The organism is Amycolatopsis sp. NPDC054798 (assembly GCF_053611505.1).
In genome coordinates this window covers 16091-34974 of the sequence record NZ_JBSHAM010000065.1, presented here as the reverse complement: position 1 = coordinate 34974, position 18884 = coordinate 16091, and the positions used below count along the sequence as shown (strand labels likewise).

General features: G+C 68.4%; 21 protein-coding genes and 1 tRNA gene. 10 read left to right on the top strand and 12 right to left on the bottom strand.

Translation table 11 applies throughout. The annotated features are described in order from the left end of the window. Positions 1-29: 29 nt before the first annotated feature. Both ACWGIC_RS31905 and ACWGIC_RS31900 read right to left on the bottom strand, forming a co-directional pair. Positions 30-1079, bottom strand: a complete 1050-nt coding sequence (locus ACWGIC_RS31905) for a pyridoxal phosphate-dependent aminotransferase (protein ID WP_452079603.1) — start codon at positions 1077-1079, stop codon at positions 30-32. Between the two features lie 89 nt (positions 1080-1168). After that, the gene (locus tag ACWGIC_RS31900; protein ID WP_452079602.1) at positions 1169-1897 is read right to left on the bottom strand and encodes a FadR/GntR family transcriptional regulator; all 729 of its coding nucleotides are present in this window, start codon (positions 1895-1897) and stop codon (positions 1169-1171) included. Positions 1898-2015: 118 nt separating this feature from the next. Here ACWGIC_RS31900 and ACWGIC_RS31895 point away from each other — a divergent pair, with 118 nt between their 5' ends. Next, positions 2016-3302, top strand: a complete 1287-nt coding sequence (locus ACWGIC_RS31895) for a M20 metallopeptidase family protein (protein WP_452079601.1) — start codon at positions 2016-2018, stop codon at positions 3300-3302. Positions 3303-3560: 258 nt separating this feature from the next. Here the strand turns inward: ACWGIC_RS31895 and bcp are convergent, their stop codons facing one another. The 4 genes from bcp to ACWGIC_RS31875 all read right to left on the bottom strand — a co-directional run bounded on the left by bcp (position 3561) and on the right by ACWGIC_RS31875 (position 5879). After that, a complete protein-coding gene (gene bcp, locus ACWGIC_RS31890; RefSeq protein WP_452079600.1) occupies positions 3561-4037 on the bottom strand; it encodes a thioredoxin-dependent thiol peroxidase in 477 nt (158 codons plus the stop codon). Between the two features lie 15 nt (positions 4038-4052). Further along, positions 4053-4592 (bottom strand): hypothetical protein, encoded by a 540-nt coding sequence (locus ACWGIC_RS31885; protein WP_452079599.1) that lies wholly within the window; start codon positions 4590-4592, stop codon positions 4053-4055. 197 nt (positions 4593-4789) lie between these two features. After that, positions 4790-4972 carry a hypothetical protein gene (locus ACWGIC_RS31880; protein ID WP_452079598.1) on the bottom strand — a complete coding sequence of 61 codons (183 nt, stop codon included), beginning with the start codon at positions 4970-4972 and terminating at the stop codon, positions 4790-4792. Positions 4973-5003: 31 nt separating this feature from the next. Next, positions 5004-5879: a LysR family transcriptional regulator gene (locus ACWGIC_RS31875; protein WP_452079597.1), complete on the bottom strand. Its 876-nt coding sequence runs from the start codon at positions 5877-5879 to the stop codon at positions 5004-5006. Between the two features lie 115 nt (positions 5880-5994). Between ACWGIC_RS31875 and ACWGIC_RS31870 the strand changes: the two genes are divergently transcribed. Continuing rightward, positions 5995-6894, top strand: a complete 900-nt coding sequence (locus ACWGIC_RS31870) for an MBL fold metallo-hydrolase (RefSeq protein ID WP_452079596.1) — start codon at positions 5995-5997, stop codon at positions 6892-6894. On the opposite strand, the gene ACWGIC_RS31865 is transcribed toward ACWGIC_RS31870, so the two are convergent. After that, complete coding sequence (locus ACWGIC_RS31865) at positions 6881-7480, bottom strand: TetR/AcrR family transcriptional regulator (protein ID WP_452079595.1); 600 nt, start codon at positions 7478-7480, stop codon at positions 6881-6883. The two genes, ACWGIC_RS31870 and ACWGIC_RS31865, sit on opposite strands and share 14 nt — an antisense overlap. Positions 7481-7555: 75 nt before the next feature. On the opposite strand from ACWGIC_RS31865, the gene ACWGIC_RS31860 reads away from it, so the two are divergent. From ACWGIC_RS31860 to ACWGIC_RS31835, 6 genes are all read left to right on the top strand, one after another. Beyond that, positions 7556-8620 (top strand): FAD-dependent oxidoreductase, encoded by a 1065-nt coding sequence (locus tag ACWGIC_RS31860; protein ID WP_452079594.1) that lies wholly within the window; start codon positions 7556-7558, stop codon positions 8618-8620. Positions 8621-8666: 46 nt separating this feature from the next. Then, on the top strand, positions 8667-9476 hold the full coding sequence (locus tag ACWGIC_RS31855; protein WP_452079593.1) for a metalloregulator ArsR/SmtB family transcription factor: 810 nt from the start codon (positions 8667-8669) through the stop codon (positions 9474-9476). Further along, complete coding sequence (locus tag ACWGIC_RS31850) at positions 9473-10063, top strand: dihydrofolate reductase family protein (protein WP_452079592.1); 591 nt, start codon at positions 9473-9475, stop codon at positions 10061-10063. The genes ACWGIC_RS31855 and ACWGIC_RS31850 overlap by 4 nt, the downstream gene beginning before the upstream one ends. A gap of 44 nt (positions 10064-10107) precedes the next feature. Continuing rightward, a complete protein-coding gene (locus ACWGIC_RS31845) occupies positions 10108-10869 on the top strand; it encodes an SDR family NAD(P)-dependent oxidoreductase (protein WP_452079591.1) in 762 nt (253 codons plus the stop codon). An 18-nt stretch (positions 10870-10887) separates the two neighbouring features. Further along, positions 10888-11259, top strand: a complete 372-nt coding sequence (locus ACWGIC_RS31840; RefSeq protein WP_452079590.1) for a MerR family transcriptional regulator — start codon at positions 10888-10890, stop codon at positions 11257-11259. 66 nt (positions 11260-11325) lie between these two features. Beyond that, the gene (locus ACWGIC_RS31835; protein ID WP_452079589.1) at positions 11326-11985 is read left to right on the top strand and encodes a hypothetical protein; all 660 of its coding nucleotides are present in this window, start codon (positions 11326-11328) and stop codon (positions 11983-11985) included. 22 nt (positions 11986-12007) lie between these two features. Here ACWGIC_RS31835 and ACWGIC_RS31830 read toward each other — a convergent pair. After that, positions 12008-12081 (bottom strand) — tRNA-Leu (locus ACWGIC_RS31830). Between the two features lie 124 nt (positions 12082-12205). On the opposite strand from ACWGIC_RS31830, the gene ACWGIC_RS31825 reads away from it, so the two are divergent. Then, entirely contained in the window at positions 12206-12427 is a 222-nt protein-coding gene (locus ACWGIC_RS31825) for a DUF3618 domain-containing protein (protein WP_452079588.1), read from the top strand. Between the two features lie 728 nt (positions 12428-13155). Here the strand turns inward: ACWGIC_RS31825 and ACWGIC_RS31820 are convergent. Together ACWGIC_RS31820 and ACWGIC_RS31815 are read right to left on the bottom strand one after the other, a co-directional pair. Beyond that, complete coding sequence (locus tag ACWGIC_RS31820; protein ID WP_452079587.1) at positions 13156-13665, bottom strand: hypothetical protein; 510 nt, start codon at positions 13663-13665, stop codon at positions 13156-13158. Positions 13666-13885: 220 nt separating this feature from the next. Then, positions 13886-14485: a TetR/AcrR family transcriptional regulator gene (locus ACWGIC_RS31815; RefSeq protein WP_406637333.1), complete on the bottom strand. Its 600-nt coding sequence runs from the start codon at positions 14483-14485 to the stop codon at positions 13886-13888. Between the two features lie 71 nt (positions 14486-14556). On the opposite strand from ACWGIC_RS31815, the gene ACWGIC_RS31810 reads away from it, so the two are divergent. Further along, the gene (locus ACWGIC_RS31810; RefSeq protein WP_452079586.1) at positions 14557-16017 is read left to right on the top strand and encodes a flavin-containing monooxygenase; all 1461 of its coding nucleotides are present in this window, start codon (positions 14557-14559) and stop codon (positions 16015-16017) included. A gap of 330 nt (positions 16018-16347) precedes the next feature. Here the strand turns inward: ACWGIC_RS31810 and ACWGIC_RS31805 are convergent, their stop codons facing one another. Both ACWGIC_RS31805 and ACWGIC_RS31800 read right to left on the bottom strand, forming a co-directional pair. Next, positions 16348-16935 carry a helix-turn-helix domain-containing protein gene (locus ACWGIC_RS31805; RefSeq protein ID WP_452079585.1) on the bottom strand — a complete coding sequence of 196 codons (588 nt, stop codon included), beginning with the start codon at positions 16933-16935 and terminating at the stop codon, positions 16348-16350. A gap of 124 nt (positions 16936-17059) precedes the next feature. Next, entirely contained in the window at positions 17060-18727 is a 1668-nt protein-coding gene (locus ACWGIC_RS31800; protein WP_452079584.1) for an LCP family protein, read from the bottom strand. Positions 18728-18884 lie beyond the last annotated feature (157 nt).

The window sequence follows — 18884 nt, the reverse complement described above, 5'->3', positions numbered from 1 at the left end:
TCCGACACGGTGTCGGAGGAAACCGCTGATCAGACAAGGGCGGCGAGCACCGCGTCGTTTTCTTCGGGCAGCCCGATCGTCACCCGCGCCCCGCCCGCCTTCGGGAACGGCCGGGCGAGCACGCCGCGAGCCTCCAAACGGGACAGCAGGACGGCCGCGTCTCCCGGCAGGAAAAGGAAATTCGCCTGGCTGGGCACGAACGCGACGTCCGCCGCGGTCAGCGCGGCCTCGACTCGAGCGCGTTCGGAGACGATGACGGCGGTTCTTTCCTTAGCCACAGCCAATCCTTCCGCGCTCAACGCCGCGATGACCGCCGCCTCGGCCACGCTGTTGAGCGCGAACCCGACGGATGTGCGGCGCAGCGCCTCGGCGATACGCGGTGCGGCCGCGGCATAACCGACGCGGATTCCCGCCAGACCGTGCGCTTTGGACAGTGTCCGCAGCAGCACGAGATTCTCGAACTCGTCGAGCAATCCGACAGTCGCGTCCACCGGTTCGGCAGACACGAACTCGCGGTACGCCTCGTCGACAACAACCAGCACGCTCGACGGCACGCTTTTCAGGAAGTCGCGGATATCCTCGACCCCGCGCAGCCCGCCGGTCGGGTTGTTGGGATTGCAGAGGTAGACAATGCGGGTTTCCGGGCCGACGGCGGCGAGCATCGCGTCGAGATCCATCGCGCCGTTCGCGTCGAGACCGACCTCTGCGGACTCCGCGCCAGCAAGCGAAAGCGCCGCCGCATACGCCTCAAAGGACGGTGCCGGGCGCACGCCGTGCACGCCGGGTTCGCAGACCAGCCGGGCGAGCGCGTGCAGCAGAGTGCCGGAGCCGTTGTCGATCGCGATCCGCCCCGCGTCGAGGCCCATCGCCTCGGCGACGGCGGCGCGTGCCGCGGCCCGGTGGTAATCGGGGTAGCGGTGGGCATTCCGGGCCGCTTCGGTCATGGCGGCGACGATGACGTCGGCGGGAGCCCACGGCATTTCGTTCTGGGACAAGCGGATCGGCGGCTGCGCACCGCGGGACGAGCGATCGGGGGCGGCGAGCACGCGGTCGACCACACTGCGGAGCTCCAGCAGCATGCATCCTCCTCAAGCCGGACGATTAACTGTAATGAATATACATAATTCTGAGCGCGTGTACATCCATCAAGTTCTCCGGCTTGCGAAGCTCAGGAAGGCCGGGCTGCCACCGCGGGACGGCGATGCCGCGAAATCGCCGACTCCGCCAGCTCGTGGTCGCGCTTCATGACCGCCTCGGCGAAATCGAGGTGCGTCCGCAGCCGCTCCCGCGTGGTCGGCGCGGTGACGCCTTCGAGCTTCGCAGCGATGATGTAGTCGACGAGATTCGTGTACAGGCTGCGCAATAGCTCGTTCGGCGACACCTGTGCGATCCGCGCGTGCAGGGCCCAGATCGCCGTTGGCGCTTCGGCGGAATCCCAGGCCGCCTTCAACGTCTCGGCACACGCTGAGATATCAGCGATATCTTCATCGCTCGCGTTCTCGACCGCGTCGTGCAGCACTGAACCGTCGAGCGCGTCCAGGACGCGCAGGCAGTTCTCCACGGTCGCCTTTCCTTCGCGCAACTGGAGCAGCTGATCACTCAGGTGCGTGAACGGCGAACGCGTCGCGACGAAGATCCCGCCGCCCGGCCCCGGCTTAGCGTCGACGATGCCGCGGGCGCGCAGCAGCTGGATCGCCTCGCTCAGCGTGGCCGGCGCGACGCCGAAGCGCGCCATCAGCTCCTGACGGCGGCCGACGAAATGCCCGGCGCTCCAGCCCTCCGAGACGATCTCGTCCTCGAGCGCCCGGGCGACCTGGACGGCGGCTGCGGTGTTCGTGATCTGCGGCAAGAAGTCCTCCGAAGTACTCGGTCCGGTGACGTCGCCGACGCGGGTCACGCGTAGTGACAGATTAGAGGCGCACCGGAACCCCGAACACCCGACATCGTCTATATTGATTGTAGACATTAGACGCTTGCGTCACCAGCGCGGCACGCACCGTGCTTAAGGAGCCCCGATGCCGGTTTCCGCCTCGATCCTCGCCGCCTCCGCCGCCCTCCAGCCAGAGCTGGCCGCACTCCGCCGCATCCTCCACGCCCAGCCCGAAGCCGGGTTCGCGCTCCCCCGCACCCAGCGAGCCGTGCTGACCGCGATGGCCTCACTTGGCTTGGAAGTGACACCCGGCCCCCACGATTTCACGTCGATCATCGCAGTACTGCACGGCACACGGCACGGCCCGTCGGTCTTGCTGCGCGCTGACATGGACGCACTGCGCGTCACGGAGGAAACCGGGCTGCCGTTCGCATCTCAGACGCCCGGGTTGATGCACGCGTGCGGGCACGACCTGCACACAGCCGCGCTCGTTGGTGCGGCAAAGCTGCTCAGCACCCGCCGCGATGAGATCTCAGGCTCAGTGGTGTTCATGTTCGAACCAGGCGAAGAAGCCGGCGGCGGCGCACAGCGGATGATCTCAGAGGGAGTGCTTTCGGCCGCGGGAACCCGCGTCGAGGCGGCCTACGGCATTCACGTCCTGCCGGGCCGAACCGGCGTATTCACGACCCGCCCCGGCGCGGTGATGGCCGGGGCGAGCAGCCTCACCGTGCGCGTACTAGGACGAAGCGGCCACGGTTCGCGACCACATCAGGCGGTAGACCCGGTTCCCGCCGCCGCACAGATCATTTCGGCCCTGCACACGTACGTCACCCGGCGGTTCCCAGTCTTCGACCCGGTTGTGCTTACGGTGACCAAAATGCAAGCAAGCGAGATCATCAACGCCATCCCCGACGAAGCGACGCTAGCTGCCACGATTCGCGCGCTTTCCCCGGAGAGCGTCGACATCCTGGCCGACGAACTTCCCGGACTGGCAAACGGAATCGCAACAGCCTTCGGCTGCCGCGCGGAAACAGAGTTCCGCTCGGTCTACCCAGTCACCACGAACGATCCACAGGCGGCGGCACACGCACTGAACGTCCTAAGCGATCTTTTCGGCGCGGAGCGAGCCGTCCCACTGGAACACCCAGTGATGGCGTCGGAGAGCTTTTCCGCAGTACTGAACGAAGTCCCCGGCGCCTTCATCTTCCTAGGCACCACCCCGCCCGGAACCGACCCCGACACCGCAGAGATGAACCACTCCCCACGCGCACTCTTCGACGACAGCGTCCTCAGCGACCAAGCCGCCGCCCTGGCAACCCTCGCCCTAAGCCACCTCAGCCGCAATGCCCCCAATGCCACATTGGGTGCGTCAGATGCACCCAATGTGGCATTCGGTGCGTCACACGCACCCAATGCCACATTGGGGCGCTAGCCCCCACCCGACCCCCACCCGCGAACCCAACCCACCACCACACCCAAACCCCGCGCACCACCCCCTCAACCGCAGCCCGCGCACCCAACCCCACCAACGCAGCCACACCCGGCCCTGCACCCCGATACGAAGCCAAAAACACGCGCGGAAAGGCTTGTCAAGGCATCTTTCCCGCCTTGACAAGCCTCTCCGCACGTAGTCACGATCAGCTTCGGGGTGCCCCCACCGCACCAATTCCCCGAAACAACACCGCCACCGTCAGGCAGAAATCCCCAAATCCCGAATCAACTTGGCCACATGCCCAGTAGCCCGGACATTGTAAGCCGCCCGAGCAATCTTCCCCTCCGCATCCACGATAAACGTAGACCGGATCACCCCCTGCACAATCCTCCCGTAATTCTTCTTCTCCCCGAACGCCCCCCATTCGGTCAGCACCGTCTTGTCCACATCGGACAACAACGGGAACGTCAGCTTCTCCGCCTCGACAAACTTGGCCAATTTCTCCGGCTTGTCCGGCGAAATCCCCAATACCTGATACCCGGCATCATTCAGCTCAGCCAGATTGTCCCGGAAATCGCAGGCCTGCTTGGTGCACCCAGGCGTCCCAGCCGCCGGGTAGAAGTACACCACCACGGCCTGGCCGCGGAAGTCGCTGAGCGAGACGTTCTTGCCGGTGCTGTCCGGCAGGGTGAATTCGGGCGCTTCGTCGCCCGGGGCGAGTCGCTGGTCGGTCATGGAGACGAGGGTAATTCAGGCGTCTCCGCAATAGGTGACGACGGCGGGCTCGCCAGTGCTCGGCCGCACCTGCACGGCCATCCGAGCGCTGTCGGCCGGCACTGCGAAAGCGAGCGTGACCTGCGTGGACCGGCCCGGCATCAGGTCCTTCCCCGCGTCGGAGACGCCGCCGAGCCCCTGCGTGGCGTCGACGATCTGCTTCGCCGGCTTCCCGGCGACCGTCGCGGTGACCGAGAGCGCGGAAACCCGGTACGGGTCGGTGCCGTTGTTCGTGACCTGGATGTAGAACGCCGCCGCGCGGGCGCTGCGCGGGTACGCCGCCGGGCTCGGCTGGAAGGACTGCGGGGCGGACAGCGAGACCGTGATTCCGCTGGCGAAGCGGTGGTTGGCGCCGAATTGCAGGTCGCTGGAGGCGGGGGCGGCCGCGGGCTGTGCCGCCGGGTTGCCGACGCCCATCGCGGCGGAGCCTTCCCGAGCGCTGACGCCGCCGCAGGCCGCCACGGAAAACAGCAGGCAGGCGGTCAACAGCAGTTTCGGGGTGCGCGGGGGCGCCATCGCGGGGGTACTCCAGTCGGGGTGGGGCGGTGTGCCGTTCGGCGTAGTTGCCGGACGGACCCGCTCCACTCTGACGGCACTAATGCCGTCACGGTGCGGAAGTCGCGGACCTGGTGTACAGCCGTGGCCGATCCGTGATCGAAAGAGCACTGCGGGTGACAGTCGTCACCTCGATGTCAACGGCCGCAAGCCGGGATTCACACCGCGAACGCGAACAAGAGGATGAAGATCGCGACGCCCGCGCCCCAGGCGACCATGAGCCAGCCGAAGTCGCGCACCGGGTCGACCGCGCGGCTTTCCTCGCCGGGGATGTACACGCCGCGGTTTTCGAACCAGTCCGCGCATTTGCGCAGGATCCGCAGCGGATTGCGTTCCGGCACGGCCCACACCTCCCCGATGTCCGGGCCCAGCCTACGGGTTCGCGGGCGTTTCGCGATGGCCGAGCCCGGCGATGCGGACGGCGAGCTCGACGAACGAGCGCACCAGCGGCGGCGCCGAGTCTTCACGCCAGGCGACCACGAGCCGGCTCGGCGGATAGCTGGCCAGCGGGACCGTCGTGACGCCTTCGGGAAACGAGTGCGCGAGCGGGGCGAGCCCGACGGTTCCGTTCCACAGCACGGCTTGCAGGCATTCGTGCACCGTCCGCACGACCGGGCCGCCCGCGCTGCCGCCGCTCCAGAACGCCTGCCATTGCGGGTCGGTGCCGTCCGGGAAGCGGAACCACGTCCGGTCGGCGAGTTCCTCCCGGCGCACCTCGGCGCGGCCGGCCAGCGGATCGTCCGCGCGCAGGACGACGCCCATCGGGTCGGAGCGCAGCACGTGCGTGCGGATTCCGGTGGTGTCGAACGGAATCCGGGTGAGCGCGACGTCCACGAGCCCGGCGCGCAGACCGGTGGCCGGATCGGTCAGGTCGGCCTCGCGGACGCTGATCCGCACGCCTGGATGCCGCTCGCGGAACTCGCTGGCGAGCCGGATCCCGACCGGTTCCGAGCTGTCGGCGAGGGTGCCGAGCGTGAGCGTTCCGGGCCCGGCCGCCGCGGCGACTTTCGCGCGGACCTGGTCCGCGCCCGCGAGCAGGGTGCGGGCCTCGTCGTAGAGCGCGGTTCCGGCGGCGGTGAGCGCGACCCCGGACGGCGAACGGTCCAGCAGGGTCGCGCCGAGGTCGGTTTCGAGCTGTTTGATCGCGCGGCTCAGCGGCGGCTGGGTCATGTGCAGCCGCGCCGCCGCCCGGCCGAAGTGGCGTTCCTCGGCGACCGCGACGAAGTACCGCAGCGAACGGAGATCCACAACCAGCGACAATACCCGTGCGGTATCGGGAAAAGCGGATCGGTCTTGGACACCGCGCGGGCGCGGCGCTGGACTGGAACGGTCACTGATTCCGCGCCTTGAGGAGCTTCCGGCGATGGCCGACTATCCGTATCCCGATCCCGTCGTGCAGACCTCACAGGTGCGCGAACTCGCCCGCGACCTCGTCGTCATCCCGAACCAGGGGGTGCAGCTGGTGCCGAACGTCGGCGTCATCGGCGGGACGCATTCCGTGCTCGTCGTCGAGACCGGCATGGGACCGCGCAACGCGGAAACCGTGCTGAAGTTCGCGACCGAATACGCGCGCGGCCGCCGGATTTACCTGACCACCACGCATTTCCACCCCGAGCACGCGTTCGGCGCGCAGACCTTCGCCGGAGCCGCGACCTACCTGGTCAACCGCGCGCAGGCGACCGATCTCGCCGCGAAAGGCCCGGGCTACCTGCAGATGTTCACCGGCCTGGGCGAACCGGTCGCGCGTCAGCTGGAGGGCGTCGAACTGCCCACGCCGGACGTCGTCTACGACTCGGCACACGACCTCGACCTCGGCGGGCGCGTGGTGCAGCTGCGCGCGACCGGCCGCGCGCACAGCAAGGGCGACCAGGTCGTGACTGTCCCGGACGCGGGTGTCCTGTTCACCGGCGACCTCGCCGAGACCGGCCAGTTCGCGATCTTCCCGTGGTTCCCGCCGCACGACACGGACGTGTCCGGGATCCGCTGGATCGAGGTCATGCGGAAGCTTTCCGGGCAGCGACCGGAGATCGTCGTTCCCGGACACGGCGACATCAGCGGTCCGGAACTGCTCGACGACCTGCGTGCCTACCTCGAGCTGCTGCGCGACGAGACCTGGCGGCGCCGTGATTCGGCGCTGGACGAGGCGAGCGTGATCGCGGAGGTGCGGGAGGAACTGATCAAGCGGCATCCGGACTGGGAAGGCCGCGAGTGGATCGACACCGCGGTGGCCTGCCTGTGCGCGGAGCACGTCAGTCACGCTTGAGCAATGGCTCCAGCGTTGTCGCGATGGCCTGCCGGATCGCCTCGTTTCGCTGGTCGGCGGTCAGCTCGCCAGTGCGGTCGAGCATGGCCTGCGACGCACCGCGCACCGCTCCGGCGAACGCACCGGTCAGCGCGCGGGCGCTGAGGTCGTCGAGCTGGTCGGGGAAGGCCTCGGCGAGAAGTTCGGCGATCCGGCGTTCGGTGTCGAACTGGAGCTGTAGCGCCCGGCCCTGGAGGGCGGGCACGGTCTGCATCAGCCGCATGCGCAACGGGGTCAGCCTGCCGACGATGTCGTTGCTGACCTCGCCGCCGTCGGAGAGGACGCGGACCAGCAGGTCGATCGGCCGGTCGTCCGGGGAGCGATTCGCGAGGGCGTCGCGCATCGCCTGCACGCGGCTGTCGCCGTCCGGGAACACCAGTTCTTCCTTGCTGGCGAAGTAGCTGAAGAACGTGCGCGTGCCGATCTCGGCGGCTGCGGCGATGTCGGCGACAGTCGTTTCGTCGTAGCCGTTGCGCTCGAAGAGATCCGTGGCCGCGTCGATCAGGGCTTGGCGGGTGCGGGCGCGCTTGCGTTCACGGAGCGACATGCCGCGAGCTTACGACATCGAGTGCAAATCAGCACTCATTGCAAATCTGCACTCAGTGCGATTATCGTGGGACGCATGACTCGTGACGTGCTCGTCTGCGGTGCCGGGATCGCTGGCTCGACCCTTGCGTTCTGGTTGGCGCGCAACGGTTTCCGGCCGACTGTCGTAGAACGGGCGGCTGGCCAGCGCAGCAGCGGCAACCCGGTGGACGTCCGAGCTGGCGCGATGGAGGTGGCCGACGCGATGGGCGTCGTGCCGCGGTTGCGCGAGGTCGCGACGCACGCGCGTCGGTTGCGAGTGCTCGACGCGCGTGGGCGTTCGGTGACGACGGTGCGGATGGCTGTCCGCAAGGAGATCGAGGTCCCGCGCGCAGATCTCGCCTCGGTGCTCTACGAGTCCGCACGCGACGACGCGGAAATTCTGTTCGGCGACACCATTACCGCATTGGAGCAGGACGAGGCCGGGGTCGACGTCACCTTCGAGCATGCTGCTCCGCGCCGGTTTGACCTGGTGATCGGCGCGGACGGCGTGCACTCGGCGGTGCGGCGGCTCGTGTTCGGGGCCGAGGAGGAGTTCGTCCGGCACGCCGGGCTGTACGTCGGGACGGTGTCGCTCGGCGAGCAGTCCGAGTATCCGGAGGACGTGGTCCTGCTGAACGCCCCGGGGCGGCTCGTGGCGATCCATCCGGTGCGGGGCGACTCCGGGGTCGCGTTCATCTTCCGTGCGCCGGATCCCGGTCAGGGCAAGGGAATCGTGTCCTCCGCCTACCGTGGTCTCGGCTGGCGAGTCCCAGAACTGCTGGCTCGTTTCGAAGCGGCCGACGACGTGTTCTTCGACGCGGTCGCCGTGGTCGATCCGCCGAAGTGGTCGCGCGGCCGGGTCGCGCTGGTCGGCGACGCAGCTTCGTGCGTCTCCCTGCTCGGCGACGGTTCGAGCCTCGCGATCGTCGGGGCGCACACCTTGGCCGCGGCGCTCGCCGAAGGGGCCCATGCCGAGGCCTTCGCGCACTACGAGGCGACCCATCGAGCGCGCGTGAAGCCGAAGCAACGCGGGGTCTCGGCGGCGGCTGCGGTGCTGGTCCCGCGCACGAAACCGGGTCTGGCGGTCCGCAATCTCGCCGCCCGGCTGCTGCCTGGCTAGAAAAATTCCTTGACACGAATATTCGATCCAGTGAATACTTTGGTGCATGGACGGGATCGCCTCAGCACTCGCAGACACCACCCGGTGGCAGCTGGTCGAGCTGCTCGCACAGCGGCCGCGGTCGGTCGGCGAGCTGGCTGAGCTGACCGGGCTGCGGCAGCCGCAGACGACCAAGCATCTGCAGACCCTCGCCCGCGCCGGCCTGGTCACCATGGCCCCGCTCGGGCAGCGCCGGGTCTACGCGGCCGAAGCGGCTCCGCTGCGGGAGTTCGCCGATCAGCTCCAGAAGCTGGCCGCGACGATCGAGGCGCACGCGGGAGAGCGCGACGTGCTCGACCGCTACCGAGCGGCGATCGAAGCCGACACTGCTGCCGCGAATCAGGACCGCTGGGCCGACGGTCGCGCGTTCTCCTTCGAACGCGTGCTGCCGGTGCCGCCGGAAACGGTCTGGCGGTACTGGACGGACGCCGGGCTGCTGGCGTCGTGGTGGGTCCCGCCGTCCCTGACTGTCACCGAGTGTGTCCTCGAACCGGAGCCGGGCGGGCAAGTCGTTCTCGCCTACCGCGACGCCGAGGGCGTTTACCGCTCGGAAGGACAGGTCCGGACCGCTCGCGAAACCGAGCGGCTCGTGTTCGACCTGTCGGTGCTGGACGCGGCCGGAGCCGTCGCGTTCAGCGGCCACTACGACCTCGCCCTCGCCGCCGCGGCGAACGGCGGCACCCGGCTGCGGCTGGGTCTGGAAATCGGCGCAACGACCGTCGAGGCCGTGTCCGCGATCGCCGGCATCGAAACCGGCTGGGGACAGGTTCTCGACCACCTCACCGAAGTCATCACTCGAAAGGAAGTCCAGTCATGACCGAGCGTCGTGTCACCGCCAACCTCGCCCTTACCCTCGACGGCCGCTACCACGGTCCGGAAGGCCCCGGCGACATGAGCGCGATCATCCCGTACGTGACCACCGAGACCGCCCGCAACCAGCTGACCCGCATCTGGGAGAACGCGACGACCGCGCTGCTGGGCCGCCGCAACGCGGAAGGATTCCTCGGTTTCTGGCCGACCGTCGCCGGCGACGAGAACGCCGACCCGCGCGACCGCGGTTACGCGAAATGGTTGGTGGACACGAAAAAGGTGGTCCTGTCGAGCACGCTCACCGAGTCGCCCTGGGAGCGCACGCGCGTCGTGAACGCGCCCGCCGCCGAGGTCGTCGCCTCGCTGAAAGCCGAAGGCGAGGGCGACATCCTGGTCAACAGCAGCGTCAGCGTGATCAAGGCGCTGCTGGCCGAGGACCTGGTGGACCGGCTGTACCTGACCATCTGCCCGCAGATCGCCGGCGGCGGCCCGCGGCTGTTCGAGGACGGCCTGCCGGGTACCAAGTGGACAGTCGCGCACCAGGAGACCGGCGATCTCGGCGAAGTGGCCCTGGTTTACGACCGCGTGCGCTGAGCGGCTTGACCTTCACGCATGCGGCAATGTTTAGCGTCGATTGCATGAGTGAAGAACAGTTTCAAGGCAAGGCCGTGATCGTCACCGGCGGCGGAACGGGCATCGGACAGGTCACCGCGCGAGAGTTCGCCCGGCAGGGCGCGAACGTCCTCGTTGTCGGCCGCACCGCCGAACGGCTCGCCGAAACCGCGGAAGGTTCCTCCCGGATCCGTCCGTTCGCCGCCGACATCACCGAAGCGGGCGCCGCGGAGTCGATTGTCGCTGCGGCGCTTGCCGAATTCGGCCGGATCGACGGCCTGGTGAACAACGCGGGCATCGTCGGGCCGGCCGCGCTGGGCGAGATCAAGCCGGGCGCGTTCGACGGAGTGGTGGCGACGAACCTGCTCGCGCCGGTCTACCTCGTCCAGGCCGCGATGCCGCACCTGAGCGAAAGCGAAGGCGTGGTGGTCAACGTGACGACCGCGATCGGGCAACGCGGATGGCCGATGGCGGGCCGGGAGTTCTACGCCGCGACGAAGGCCGCGCTGGAATCGCTGACCCGAAGCTGGGCAGTACAGCTTGCCCCGCGCGGCATCCGCGTCGCCGCCGTCGCGCCCGGCCCGGTCGCCACCGACATCTACGCGCGCGAGGGCATGTCCGCCGAACAAGGCAAGGCACAGCACGAAGCCCTGCAGGAGATGGTCCCGTTGCGGCGGTTGGCCCGGCCGGAGGAAGTCGCGCACTGGATCGTCCAGCTCGCCAGCCCCGGTGCGGCCTACTTGACCGGCGTGGTGCTGCCCGTCGACGGCGGCGCAGTGATCGCTTAGCGGCGTACGCTCGGATGGGTGCGGATCGGAGAGCTGGCGAAGGCCACCGGTGTCACCACGAGGGCGCTGCGGTTCTACGAGGAGCAGGGGCTGTTGACCGCCGCCCGCTCCCATAACGGGTATCGGCAATACGACGAGTCCGCGGTCGAGCGGGTGGCGAACATCCGCTACCTGCTCGACTCGGGACTCACCATGGAAGACATCCGGCCGCTGGGCTCGTGTCTCCAGGGCGACCTGCCTGCGCGACGGTTGTCGTCGAGTGCGGTGGCGTTGGTGGACCGCCGGCTGGCGGTGCTGGACGAACGTATCGCGGCGTTGACTCGGGCGCGGGAGCAACTGTCTTCACGGGCGGCTGCTGCTGCGGCTCGTGGCGACGTTTCGCGCGATTGACGGGTCCGCGCAACACTCGCAGCGATTCCGACGATTAGCGGGCGTACCCACGAAAGGGGAGCGGCCGTGGATCTTGGTTCCCGGCTCCACCGTCGTCCTGCTCGCGATCGCCGTGCCGCAACGGCTCCGTCTCGACTGCAAGACCGGCAGCCGCGGAAGAAGCGTTGGCCTTGGCTGCTGATCGCGGTCGCTGTGGTGCTCATCGTCGCGTCGTTCCGGCCGCTGCTCGGTTCGGATGATTGGGCCGGGCTCGGCCAGTGGGTCGGCGGGGTCGGAGCGCTTGCCGCTGTCGTGGCGGCCCTCTGGCTGGCCGGAGCGGAGTCCCGGCACGAGCGAGCACGCGAAGCAGAGCGCTCGCGGATCCAGGCGCACTACGTCAAAGCGGACTGGGCGGCTGGCCGGGAAGAGGGGCAACTCCCGCCGATCTCGGTGCGGCACTCCGGCACCGAGCCGATGGTGAACGTCCGGGTCGTGGCAGTGCACAGCAGCGGACCGCCGTCCCAGCCGCCGCTGAAGGTGGTCGCGAACACGGACTGCCCGGTACTGCTTCCCGGCGAGCCGTGGCACGTCGAGTGGCGGCTCGCCCGGGCGGATCTCGATGAAACGGTGATCGCGCATTACTGCTCGTCGGCGAGCAGGATCGAGATCGCCTACGAGGATGTGGCGGGCGGCCGGTGGAAGCGGATCGGGTCGGCTCCTCCGGAACCGGACCCCAGCGCGAGGTGATGTGCCGGCCAGCGTCTGCGAGTGGGGCCGGAGAGACTCGAACTCTCACTGGCACGGACCTAAACCGTGTGCCTCTGCCAATTGGGCTACGGCCCCCAGGAACCAGGGATGATCGTAGCGCGCGCCACGTTCGGGTCCGCTCGGCGTGGCCAGTGGCCGTCGCGCGGGGGTTGTCCTCTACCGTGGACCGCCTACAGTCCGACTGCGGCGAGGAGGGCACGTGGCTCGCGACCCCGAGACCATCGAGCGTGAGATCGAGCAGGCGAGGAACGCTTTGGTGGCGACCCTCGACCAGCTGGGCACGAAAGCCAATCCGCAGAAGCTCGCCGAACAGGCGAAGGACGGCGTGCGCGCGAAGCTCGACAACCCGAAGGTCAAGTACCCGCTGATCGGGGCTGGCGTGCTCGTGGCCGTGCTGCTGGTGCGCAAGCTGTTCCGCTGAGGGTTCGCTTCGCTCGCGGCAGTTACCTCGAGTGGTGCCGTGGTTGCGCGGCGCGGGGTCTGCCGATACTGGCTGTTTCCAACCCGGATGGCGGGTGGACAGCTGTGATTGTCACGCCTAGTGAACTTCGTGAGAAGTGCCACTGAACCAGGGGTCACCTGTTTGGCGGTCGCTCACCTGGGTCGGTTGGACGCGGCACGTTCGCCGAATTGGGCTACCCCTGGTGGGTGACGGGTCGCTTTTATCCCGCTGTGCTGGACGTAGCCGACTGTTTACGGGTCTGGGGAAGTTCGAGGACGCCGAAGCCAGCTACGGGCGCGGAGCGGCCGGATCCGGCCCGCCCGTGCGGCGGTCGCCCAGTCGGAGGGGTGGCGAGGTTTGCGGAGCGCTCAAGCCCGGGTGAGGGCGAGTCGCCCGCACAGGGCATGCGCGGACAGCACATCACCGAAGCAGCGCTAAAGCTCAGGCCCGAAGGGGTGCGCGCTGCCGGAAAAGGCTGCGAAAGCTAGACACGGCAGGAGCGCGCGCAGCTGAAACGGCCCGTGGAAGCCGGGCATGGCCGGGACGCGCGCTGCCCAAACCCGCGAAAGTCAGGCGCAGCAGCGACACGCGCCGCCGAAGCAGGCCGCGAAAAGCCGCCCATGCCAGGAACGCGCGCAGCTAAATCAGCCCGCGAAAAGGCGAGCCAAAAGTACGGAAAGCAGCCGCAGGCCAAATAGAAGTGCAGGTCAGGCGCGTGCGACCGGCGGCGTGGCCGACGCGCCCGCTGTCACACCGGGGCGGCTCGTCTCGTCCGGCTTGCGGTCTTCGACCTCTTTCGGGAGCTGCTTGCTCGGCGGCATCGCCGGCTTCGCGGCTTTCTCCTTCTCCGCGGTTGCCGGAGCAGTCGCGGCCGCCGGAGCAGCCGTGGTCGAGGCGGGAGTTTCCGCTTTCCCGGAGTCCGCCGCGTCCTTGGCCGCCTTGGCTCCGCCCGACGGCGGGATTTCCAGCGGCTCGATCTCCGGCAGGGTCAGGCGGGCGGCCATGTACGCGCTGGTGAACTCCAGGGCGTTGCCGTTCAGCAGGTGCACGACCGTGGGTCGCTCGTTCGGGGCGAGCTTTTCCACGAGCTGGTCGGCCCGGTCGCGGGCGGCGATGATGCCCGGCGCCTTGCCGGTCAGCTCCTTGCCGCGGCCGCTGACGGTAATCGTCCAGTCGTCGTTGTCGTGCTTGTAAGTCGCCGTGATCGTTTCCACCACTGCCTCACCCCTCTCGTCATCAGCATGCGTCACAGGTCGAGACCCGGCCACCGCAAACTCATGACGCGATTCCTGCCTGCAGGCCGCTGGCGCGACACTCAGTGTGTCTTTCTACCGTGTCATCGATACCGTATGAAAACTCTGTGTCACAAGTAACGGGACGAGATGTGCGCTGAGTGACGACCGAATGGCCTAATGCACGGTCATCTTCACGTGCACATCAGATCGCACGCTGTGACAACCCGGCCCACAGCAGATCCATCGCGTACTCGGTGGCCTTTTCCGGGGTCACCTCCGGGAAGCGCTCGCACCAGATCGCCAGCCGCTCGCAGGCTCCGACGACGAACTCGGCCGACGCCTCGGCGCGCAGGGTGTCCTCGCTGTCGAAGTAGCCGCTCATCAACGCGGTGATCAGGTCGGTCTGCTGGCGGCGGGTTTCCTCGATCTCGTCCGCGGCGGGGGTGCCGATCAGGGCCATCTCGTGCCGCAGCAGCGACCAGGCCTGACGGCGTTCCCGGATGAAGACGAAGAACGCCAGCAGCCCGCGCCGCAGCGCGTCCTGGGCGGACTCCGCGCCGACGATCGACTGCTCGGTGGCCTCTTGCAAGGCCGACCGGGACTGCCGGATGCACGCCAGCAGCAGGCCCTCTTTCGAGTTGAAGTACTCGTAGAGCATCGGCTTGGACACGCCGACCAGTTCGGCGATCTCGTCCATCGACGCCATCGCGTAGCCGCGCTCGCCGAAGACCTGCTCGGCGACCTCGATCATCTGCCGCTCCCGCTCGGCTCGGGGCATGCGCTTGCGCTTGGCGGTGGTCATGCCGCACACTCTACCGCCAGTAACCTACTCCGAGTAAGCTGGACTTCGGGTAACAGTTAACGGGAGGACGCATGGGCAACCGCACCGAGACCGGCGTGATCGTGGTCGGCACCGGGTTCTCCGGGCTCGGCATGGCGATTCAGCTGCGCAAGGACGGCCGCGACGACTTCGTGGTGCTGGAGAAGGCCCACGACGTCGGCGGGACCTGGCGCGACAACAGCTATCCCGGTTGCGCGTGCGACATCCCGTCGCACATGTACTCCTTCTCCTTCGAGCAGAACCCCGGCTGGTCGCGCGCGTACTCGCCGCAGCCGGAGATCTACGAGTACATGCGCGGGGTCGCGGACAAATACGACCTGCGCCGCTTCATCCGCTTCGGCCAGGAGATGACCGGCGCGCGCTGGGACGCCGAGGAGAACCGCTGGCACGTCAGCACCCGCGGCGGCGACGAGTTCGTGGCTCCGGCACTGGTCGCCGGCGTCGGAGCGCTGCACCGGCCGATGATCCCCGACCTGCCGGGGATCGAGCGGTTCGAGGGACGCGCGTTCCACTCCGCCGAGTGGGACCACGATTTCGACTTCGCGGGCAAACGCGTCGCGGTGGTCGGCACCGGGGCCAGCGCGGTCCAGTTCGTGCCGAAGATCGCGCCGGAGGCGGCCGAGCTGACGCTGTTCCAGCGCACGCCGCCGTGGGTGATGCCGAAGGCCGACCGCGACATGCCGGGCTGGCTGCGCGGACTGTTCCGCGCGGTGCCGCCGGTGCAGCGGCTGTACCGGAATTTCCTTTACTGGACCCTGGAAGCGCGCGCCATCGGCTTCAACGGCCAGCCGTGGATCATGAAGATCGGGCAGCGGCTCGCGAAGAGCAACATCGACCGCGCGGTGTCGGATCCGGAACTGCGCGCCAAGCTGACCCCGGACTACACCATGGGTTGCAAGCGGGTGCTCATCTCGAACGACTACTACCCGGCGCTGGCCCGCGACAACGTCGACGTGGTCACCGACGGCGTGGCCGAGGTGCGCGAGCACAGCATCGTCGACAAGGCGGGTGTCGAGCACGAGGTGGACGCGATCGTCTACGGCACCGGTTTCCATGTGACCGACGCGTTCGACAGCCTGGAGATCGTCGGCCGCGACGGGCGGAACCTCGCCAAGGAGTGGGCGAGCGAGGGGATGCGGACGCACCTCGGGATCACCGTGAACGGCTTCCCGAACCTGTTCTTCCTGCTCGGCCCGAACACCGGGCTGGGCCACAACTCGGTGGTCTTCATGATCGAGGCGCAGATTTCCTATATCGCGCAGGCGTTGCGGCTGGCGGGCGACCGGGCGCTGGACCCGCGCGAGGAAGTGCAGGAGCGGTTCAACGCCGAGGTGCAGCACAAGCTCGGCAAGGGCATCTGGACCCAGGGCGGCTGCAAGAGCTGGTACCTCGACGCGAAGGGCGTGAACCGGACGCTGTGGCCGGGATTCACCTGGCGGTACTGGCTGGACACCCGGACGGTGCGGCGGGAGGACTACGAACTGCTCGGATGAACAGGCACGAGGGGGACGTTCGCGGCGGGGGTGGAGTCGCGAAGGTCCCCCTCGTGGTCTGGGGTCCACAGTGGACCAGGAGGCACGAGGGGAACGTTCGCGGCAGGGGAGGAGTCGCGAAAGTCGCCCCTCGTGGTTCGCGGGCCCGGCGGGCAGCGTTCAGCGAAGGTGGATGCTCCACAGTGGACGCTTGCCGGACAAGGGCGGCGAAGTCGTTGAGCGGGAAGAAACCTGTGCGGGCCAAGGCGCGCCGAGGCTGAGCAGTACGAGGGGGACGTTCGCGGCAGGGGAGGAGTCGCGAACATCCCCCTCGTGATCTGTGGGTGCGGATCAGGCCGGAGCGAGCTTGCGCAGGTGCGAAACCAGCTCAGCCGTCGGAAGACCGCACAGTTCGGCCATCCGCTCCAGCGCGGCGAAGTCGAACGACACCTCGTCGGACGAGGCGGCGGACTGACCCGACGCCGCGGGAGCGGAAGAAGTTTGGCTTGGCGTGCTTGGGGATCCCGGCGCGGGAACGGAAGGCCGCGAGGGGGAACTCGCGCGCGCGGCGGACCCCGGTGCCGCGACTCCGTTCTGCCGCAACCGTCCTTCGGCCCAGCGGCGCAGCGGAGTCAGCTCCGGACCGGCTTCCTCGACGACCCGGCGCAGGTCCACGCGGACCCGTCCGGGCTCCTCGGTGAAGACCCGGCTGTGCACTTTCGCCAGCAGATCCTGCGGAAGCTCGTCCATCGCCACGCACAGTTCGACCAGGCGCACCACGGAACACTGCCGGGTGCCCAGTTCGTACGTCGCCAGTGTCTGCAGCGAGATTTCGCTCTGCAGATGCGCGTTCAGCTCTTTGCGCGTCCATCCCCGGCCACGCCTGAGCTTGCGCAGCTCGTCTCCCAGCACTCGCTGGTAGTGCTCAGCGTCGATCACGGCCCCTGCCCCTCAACCAACTTCGCGGACGCGGGCTTGCGTCCCGGTGGTGAAAGTGCCGAAGCGGGCGCTCATTACGCGGGTTTCGGAAAAAATTTCCGAGTGCCCCGAATGGAGCAACGCGTCAGTTGACGCAGGGGACGCCCTCGGCGGTGATCGTCTGGTCGTCGCCCGCCGGAGCCGAGGGCGAGGACGGGGGTGCGGCCTGCTGCGCCGGAGGGGCTTGCGCCGCACCGGTTCCGCTCGACGCGCCTGCCGAGGGGTCGTAGTCCGAACCGAGGAACACCTTTACGTGGCCCTTGGGCACGCTCTTGTCTTCCTGCACCGTCGCCTTGGTGCCGAGCGCTTCAGCGACTGCGTGCCCGGCCGCCTCGCCACCGCTGGGAACCCAGACCACCGTGGTCTTCCGCGAGGACGCGTTGTCCGTGTCGCCCGCGGTGAACCCCTTGTCCACCAGCTGCTTCGACACCGTCGCGGCGAGGCCGTTGCGACCTGTGGCGTTGCGCACATCGACCGTCGTGTCCTTGTGCGACTCGTCCGGCTTCGGCTGCTGCTGCGCCGGGGCGCCGTCGGCTCCGTTCTGCGGGCCGGTGAGGCCCTGCACGAACGCCTTCACCTTCGCCGGGTCGACCTTGACCGCGACGCCGTCGTTCGGCGTGCGGTACTCGACGTTGTCGACCGGGATGGTGCGGAACTCCAGCTGCCCGCCGGTGAGCCCCTTCATCTGCTGGGCGAAGCTGAAGATGTCCCAGTTCTGGTTCAGCACCACGGACTTCTTGATCGCGTCGATCAGCGAGTTGAGCTTGCCCGGGTCGGTCAGCGTTCCCGCGGACAGGACTTTGCGCGCCATGCCCGCCATGAAGACCTGCTGGCGCACCACCCGGTCGAGGTCGCCGCGCGGCAGCCCGTGCCGCTGCCGGACGAATTCGAGCGCCTCCACCCCGGAGATGGTGTGCTGGCCCTTGGTGAAGTTCGCGCCGGAGTAGTCGTCGTCGACGTTGTTGTTCAGGCACACGTCGACGCCGCCGATGGCCTTCGTGATGTCGCTGAAGCCGAGCAGGTTGATCGCCGCGTAGTTGTCGATCGTGGACCCGGTCAGCTCCTGGATGGTCGCGATCAGCAGCTTCGCCCCGGCCTGGTTGGCCTTGACGTCGATTTCCTTCGGATCGGTGACGCCTTGCGCCTGCAGATCCTTGCGCGCCTGCAGCATCGCCCTGGCGTACGCCGAGTTGATCTTGTGCTTGCCGTAGCCGGGGATGTCCACGTACGAGTCTCGCGGCAGCGAGAGCGCGACGGCCTTGCTGCCGTCGTTCGGGATGTGCACCAGGATCAGCGTGTCGGTGTTCAGCTCGCCGTCCGATTCGCCCGCGCGCAGCTGGGCGAGCAGTTCCGGCGACAGCGGGTTGCCCTGGGCGTCGGTACGGCTGTCGAGGCCGACCAGGAGGATGTCGCGGGCGCCGTCGGCGGGTTTGTCGCCGCCCGCGCCGTCGCCGATCACGTCGGAGTAGCTCAGCCCGTTGACTAGCCCCTGCAGCGACGCCCACGCATAGCCGGTGAGCCCCATGACCAGCAGCGACACGACCGTGAGAGCGATTTTCGCGCCGCGCAGGCCGCCTCGGCGCGACCGCCGGTGCGGCGGCGGTCCGGGACGGCGAGGCGGACCCGACGCCTGCGGTTCGCGTCGTGAACGAGGAGGTGGCCCGGGCCGCCGCGCCGGTCCCCGGCCGGGCTGGTCCTGCCACGAGCGGGCAGGGCGGCGATCGCCTTGCCCGTTCCGAGGCGGGTAGTCCACGCGGTCGGCTCCTTCTCTCGTTCTGGTCGTCCGCTTCTGGAGACGCATGGTGCCGGGCGGGGGTTGCGGCGGATTCGCACCTCCCCCGGGCAGTGTGGTGTGCACCACCCATGGTCCGTTATCCGAAGCATTTTCGCCCGATCGGCGGTACGCGTGT

What these genes read in the sequence shown, in the direction of transcription:
- bcp (WP_452079600.1), bottom strand. Translation starts at nt 4,037, where the DNA reads ATGACCGACCAGCGACTCGCCCCGGGCGACGAAGCGCCCGAATTCACC.
- ACWGIC_RS31845 (WP_452079591.1), top strand. Translation starts at nt 10,108, where the DNA reads ATGAGTGAAGAACAGTTTCAAGGCAAGGCCGTGATCGTCACCGGCGGC.
- ACWGIC_RS31865 (WP_452079595.1), bottom strand. Translation starts at nt 7,480, where the DNA reads ATGTCGCTCCGTGAACGCAAGCGCGCCCGCACCCGCCAAGCCCTGATC.
- ACWGIC_RS31870 (WP_452079596.1), top strand. Translation starts at nt 5,995, where the DNA reads ATGGCCGACTATCCGTATCCCGATCCCGTCGTGCAGACCTCACAGGTG.
- ACWGIC_RS31810 (WP_452079586.1), top strand. Translation starts at nt 14,557, where the DNA reads ATGGGCAACCGCACCGAGACCGGCGTGATCGTGGTCGGCACCGGGTTC.
- ACWGIC_RS31885 (WP_452079599.1), bottom strand. Translation starts at nt 4,592, where the DNA reads ATGGCGCCCCCGCGCACCCCGAAACTGCTGTTGACCGCCTGCCTGCTG.
- ACWGIC_RS31895 (WP_452079601.1), top strand. Translation starts at nt 2,016, where the DNA reads ATGCCGGTTTCCGCCTCGATCCTCGCCGCCTCCGCCGCCCTCCAGCCA.
- ACWGIC_RS31905 (WP_452079603.1), bottom strand. Translation starts at nt 1,079, where the DNA reads ATGCTGCTGGAGCTCCGCAGTGTGGTCGACCGCGTGCTCGCCGCCCCC.
- ACWGIC_RS31850 (WP_452079592.1), top strand. Translation starts at nt 9,473, where the DNA reads ATGACCGAGCGTCGTGTCACCGCCAACCTCGCCCTTACCCTCGACGGC.
- ACWGIC_RS31815 (WP_406637333.1), bottom strand. Translation starts at nt 14,485, where the DNA reads ATGACCACCGCCAAGCGCAAGCGCATGCCCCGAGCCGAGCGGGAGCGG.
- ACWGIC_RS31860 (WP_452079594.1), top strand. Translation starts at nt 7,556, where the DNA reads ATGACTCGTGACGTGCTCGTCTGCGGTGCCGGGATCGCTGGCTCGACC.
- ACWGIC_RS31855 (WP_452079593.1), top strand. Translation starts at nt 8,667, where the DNA reads ATGGACGGGATCGCCTCAGCACTCGCAGACACCACCCGGTGGCAGCTG.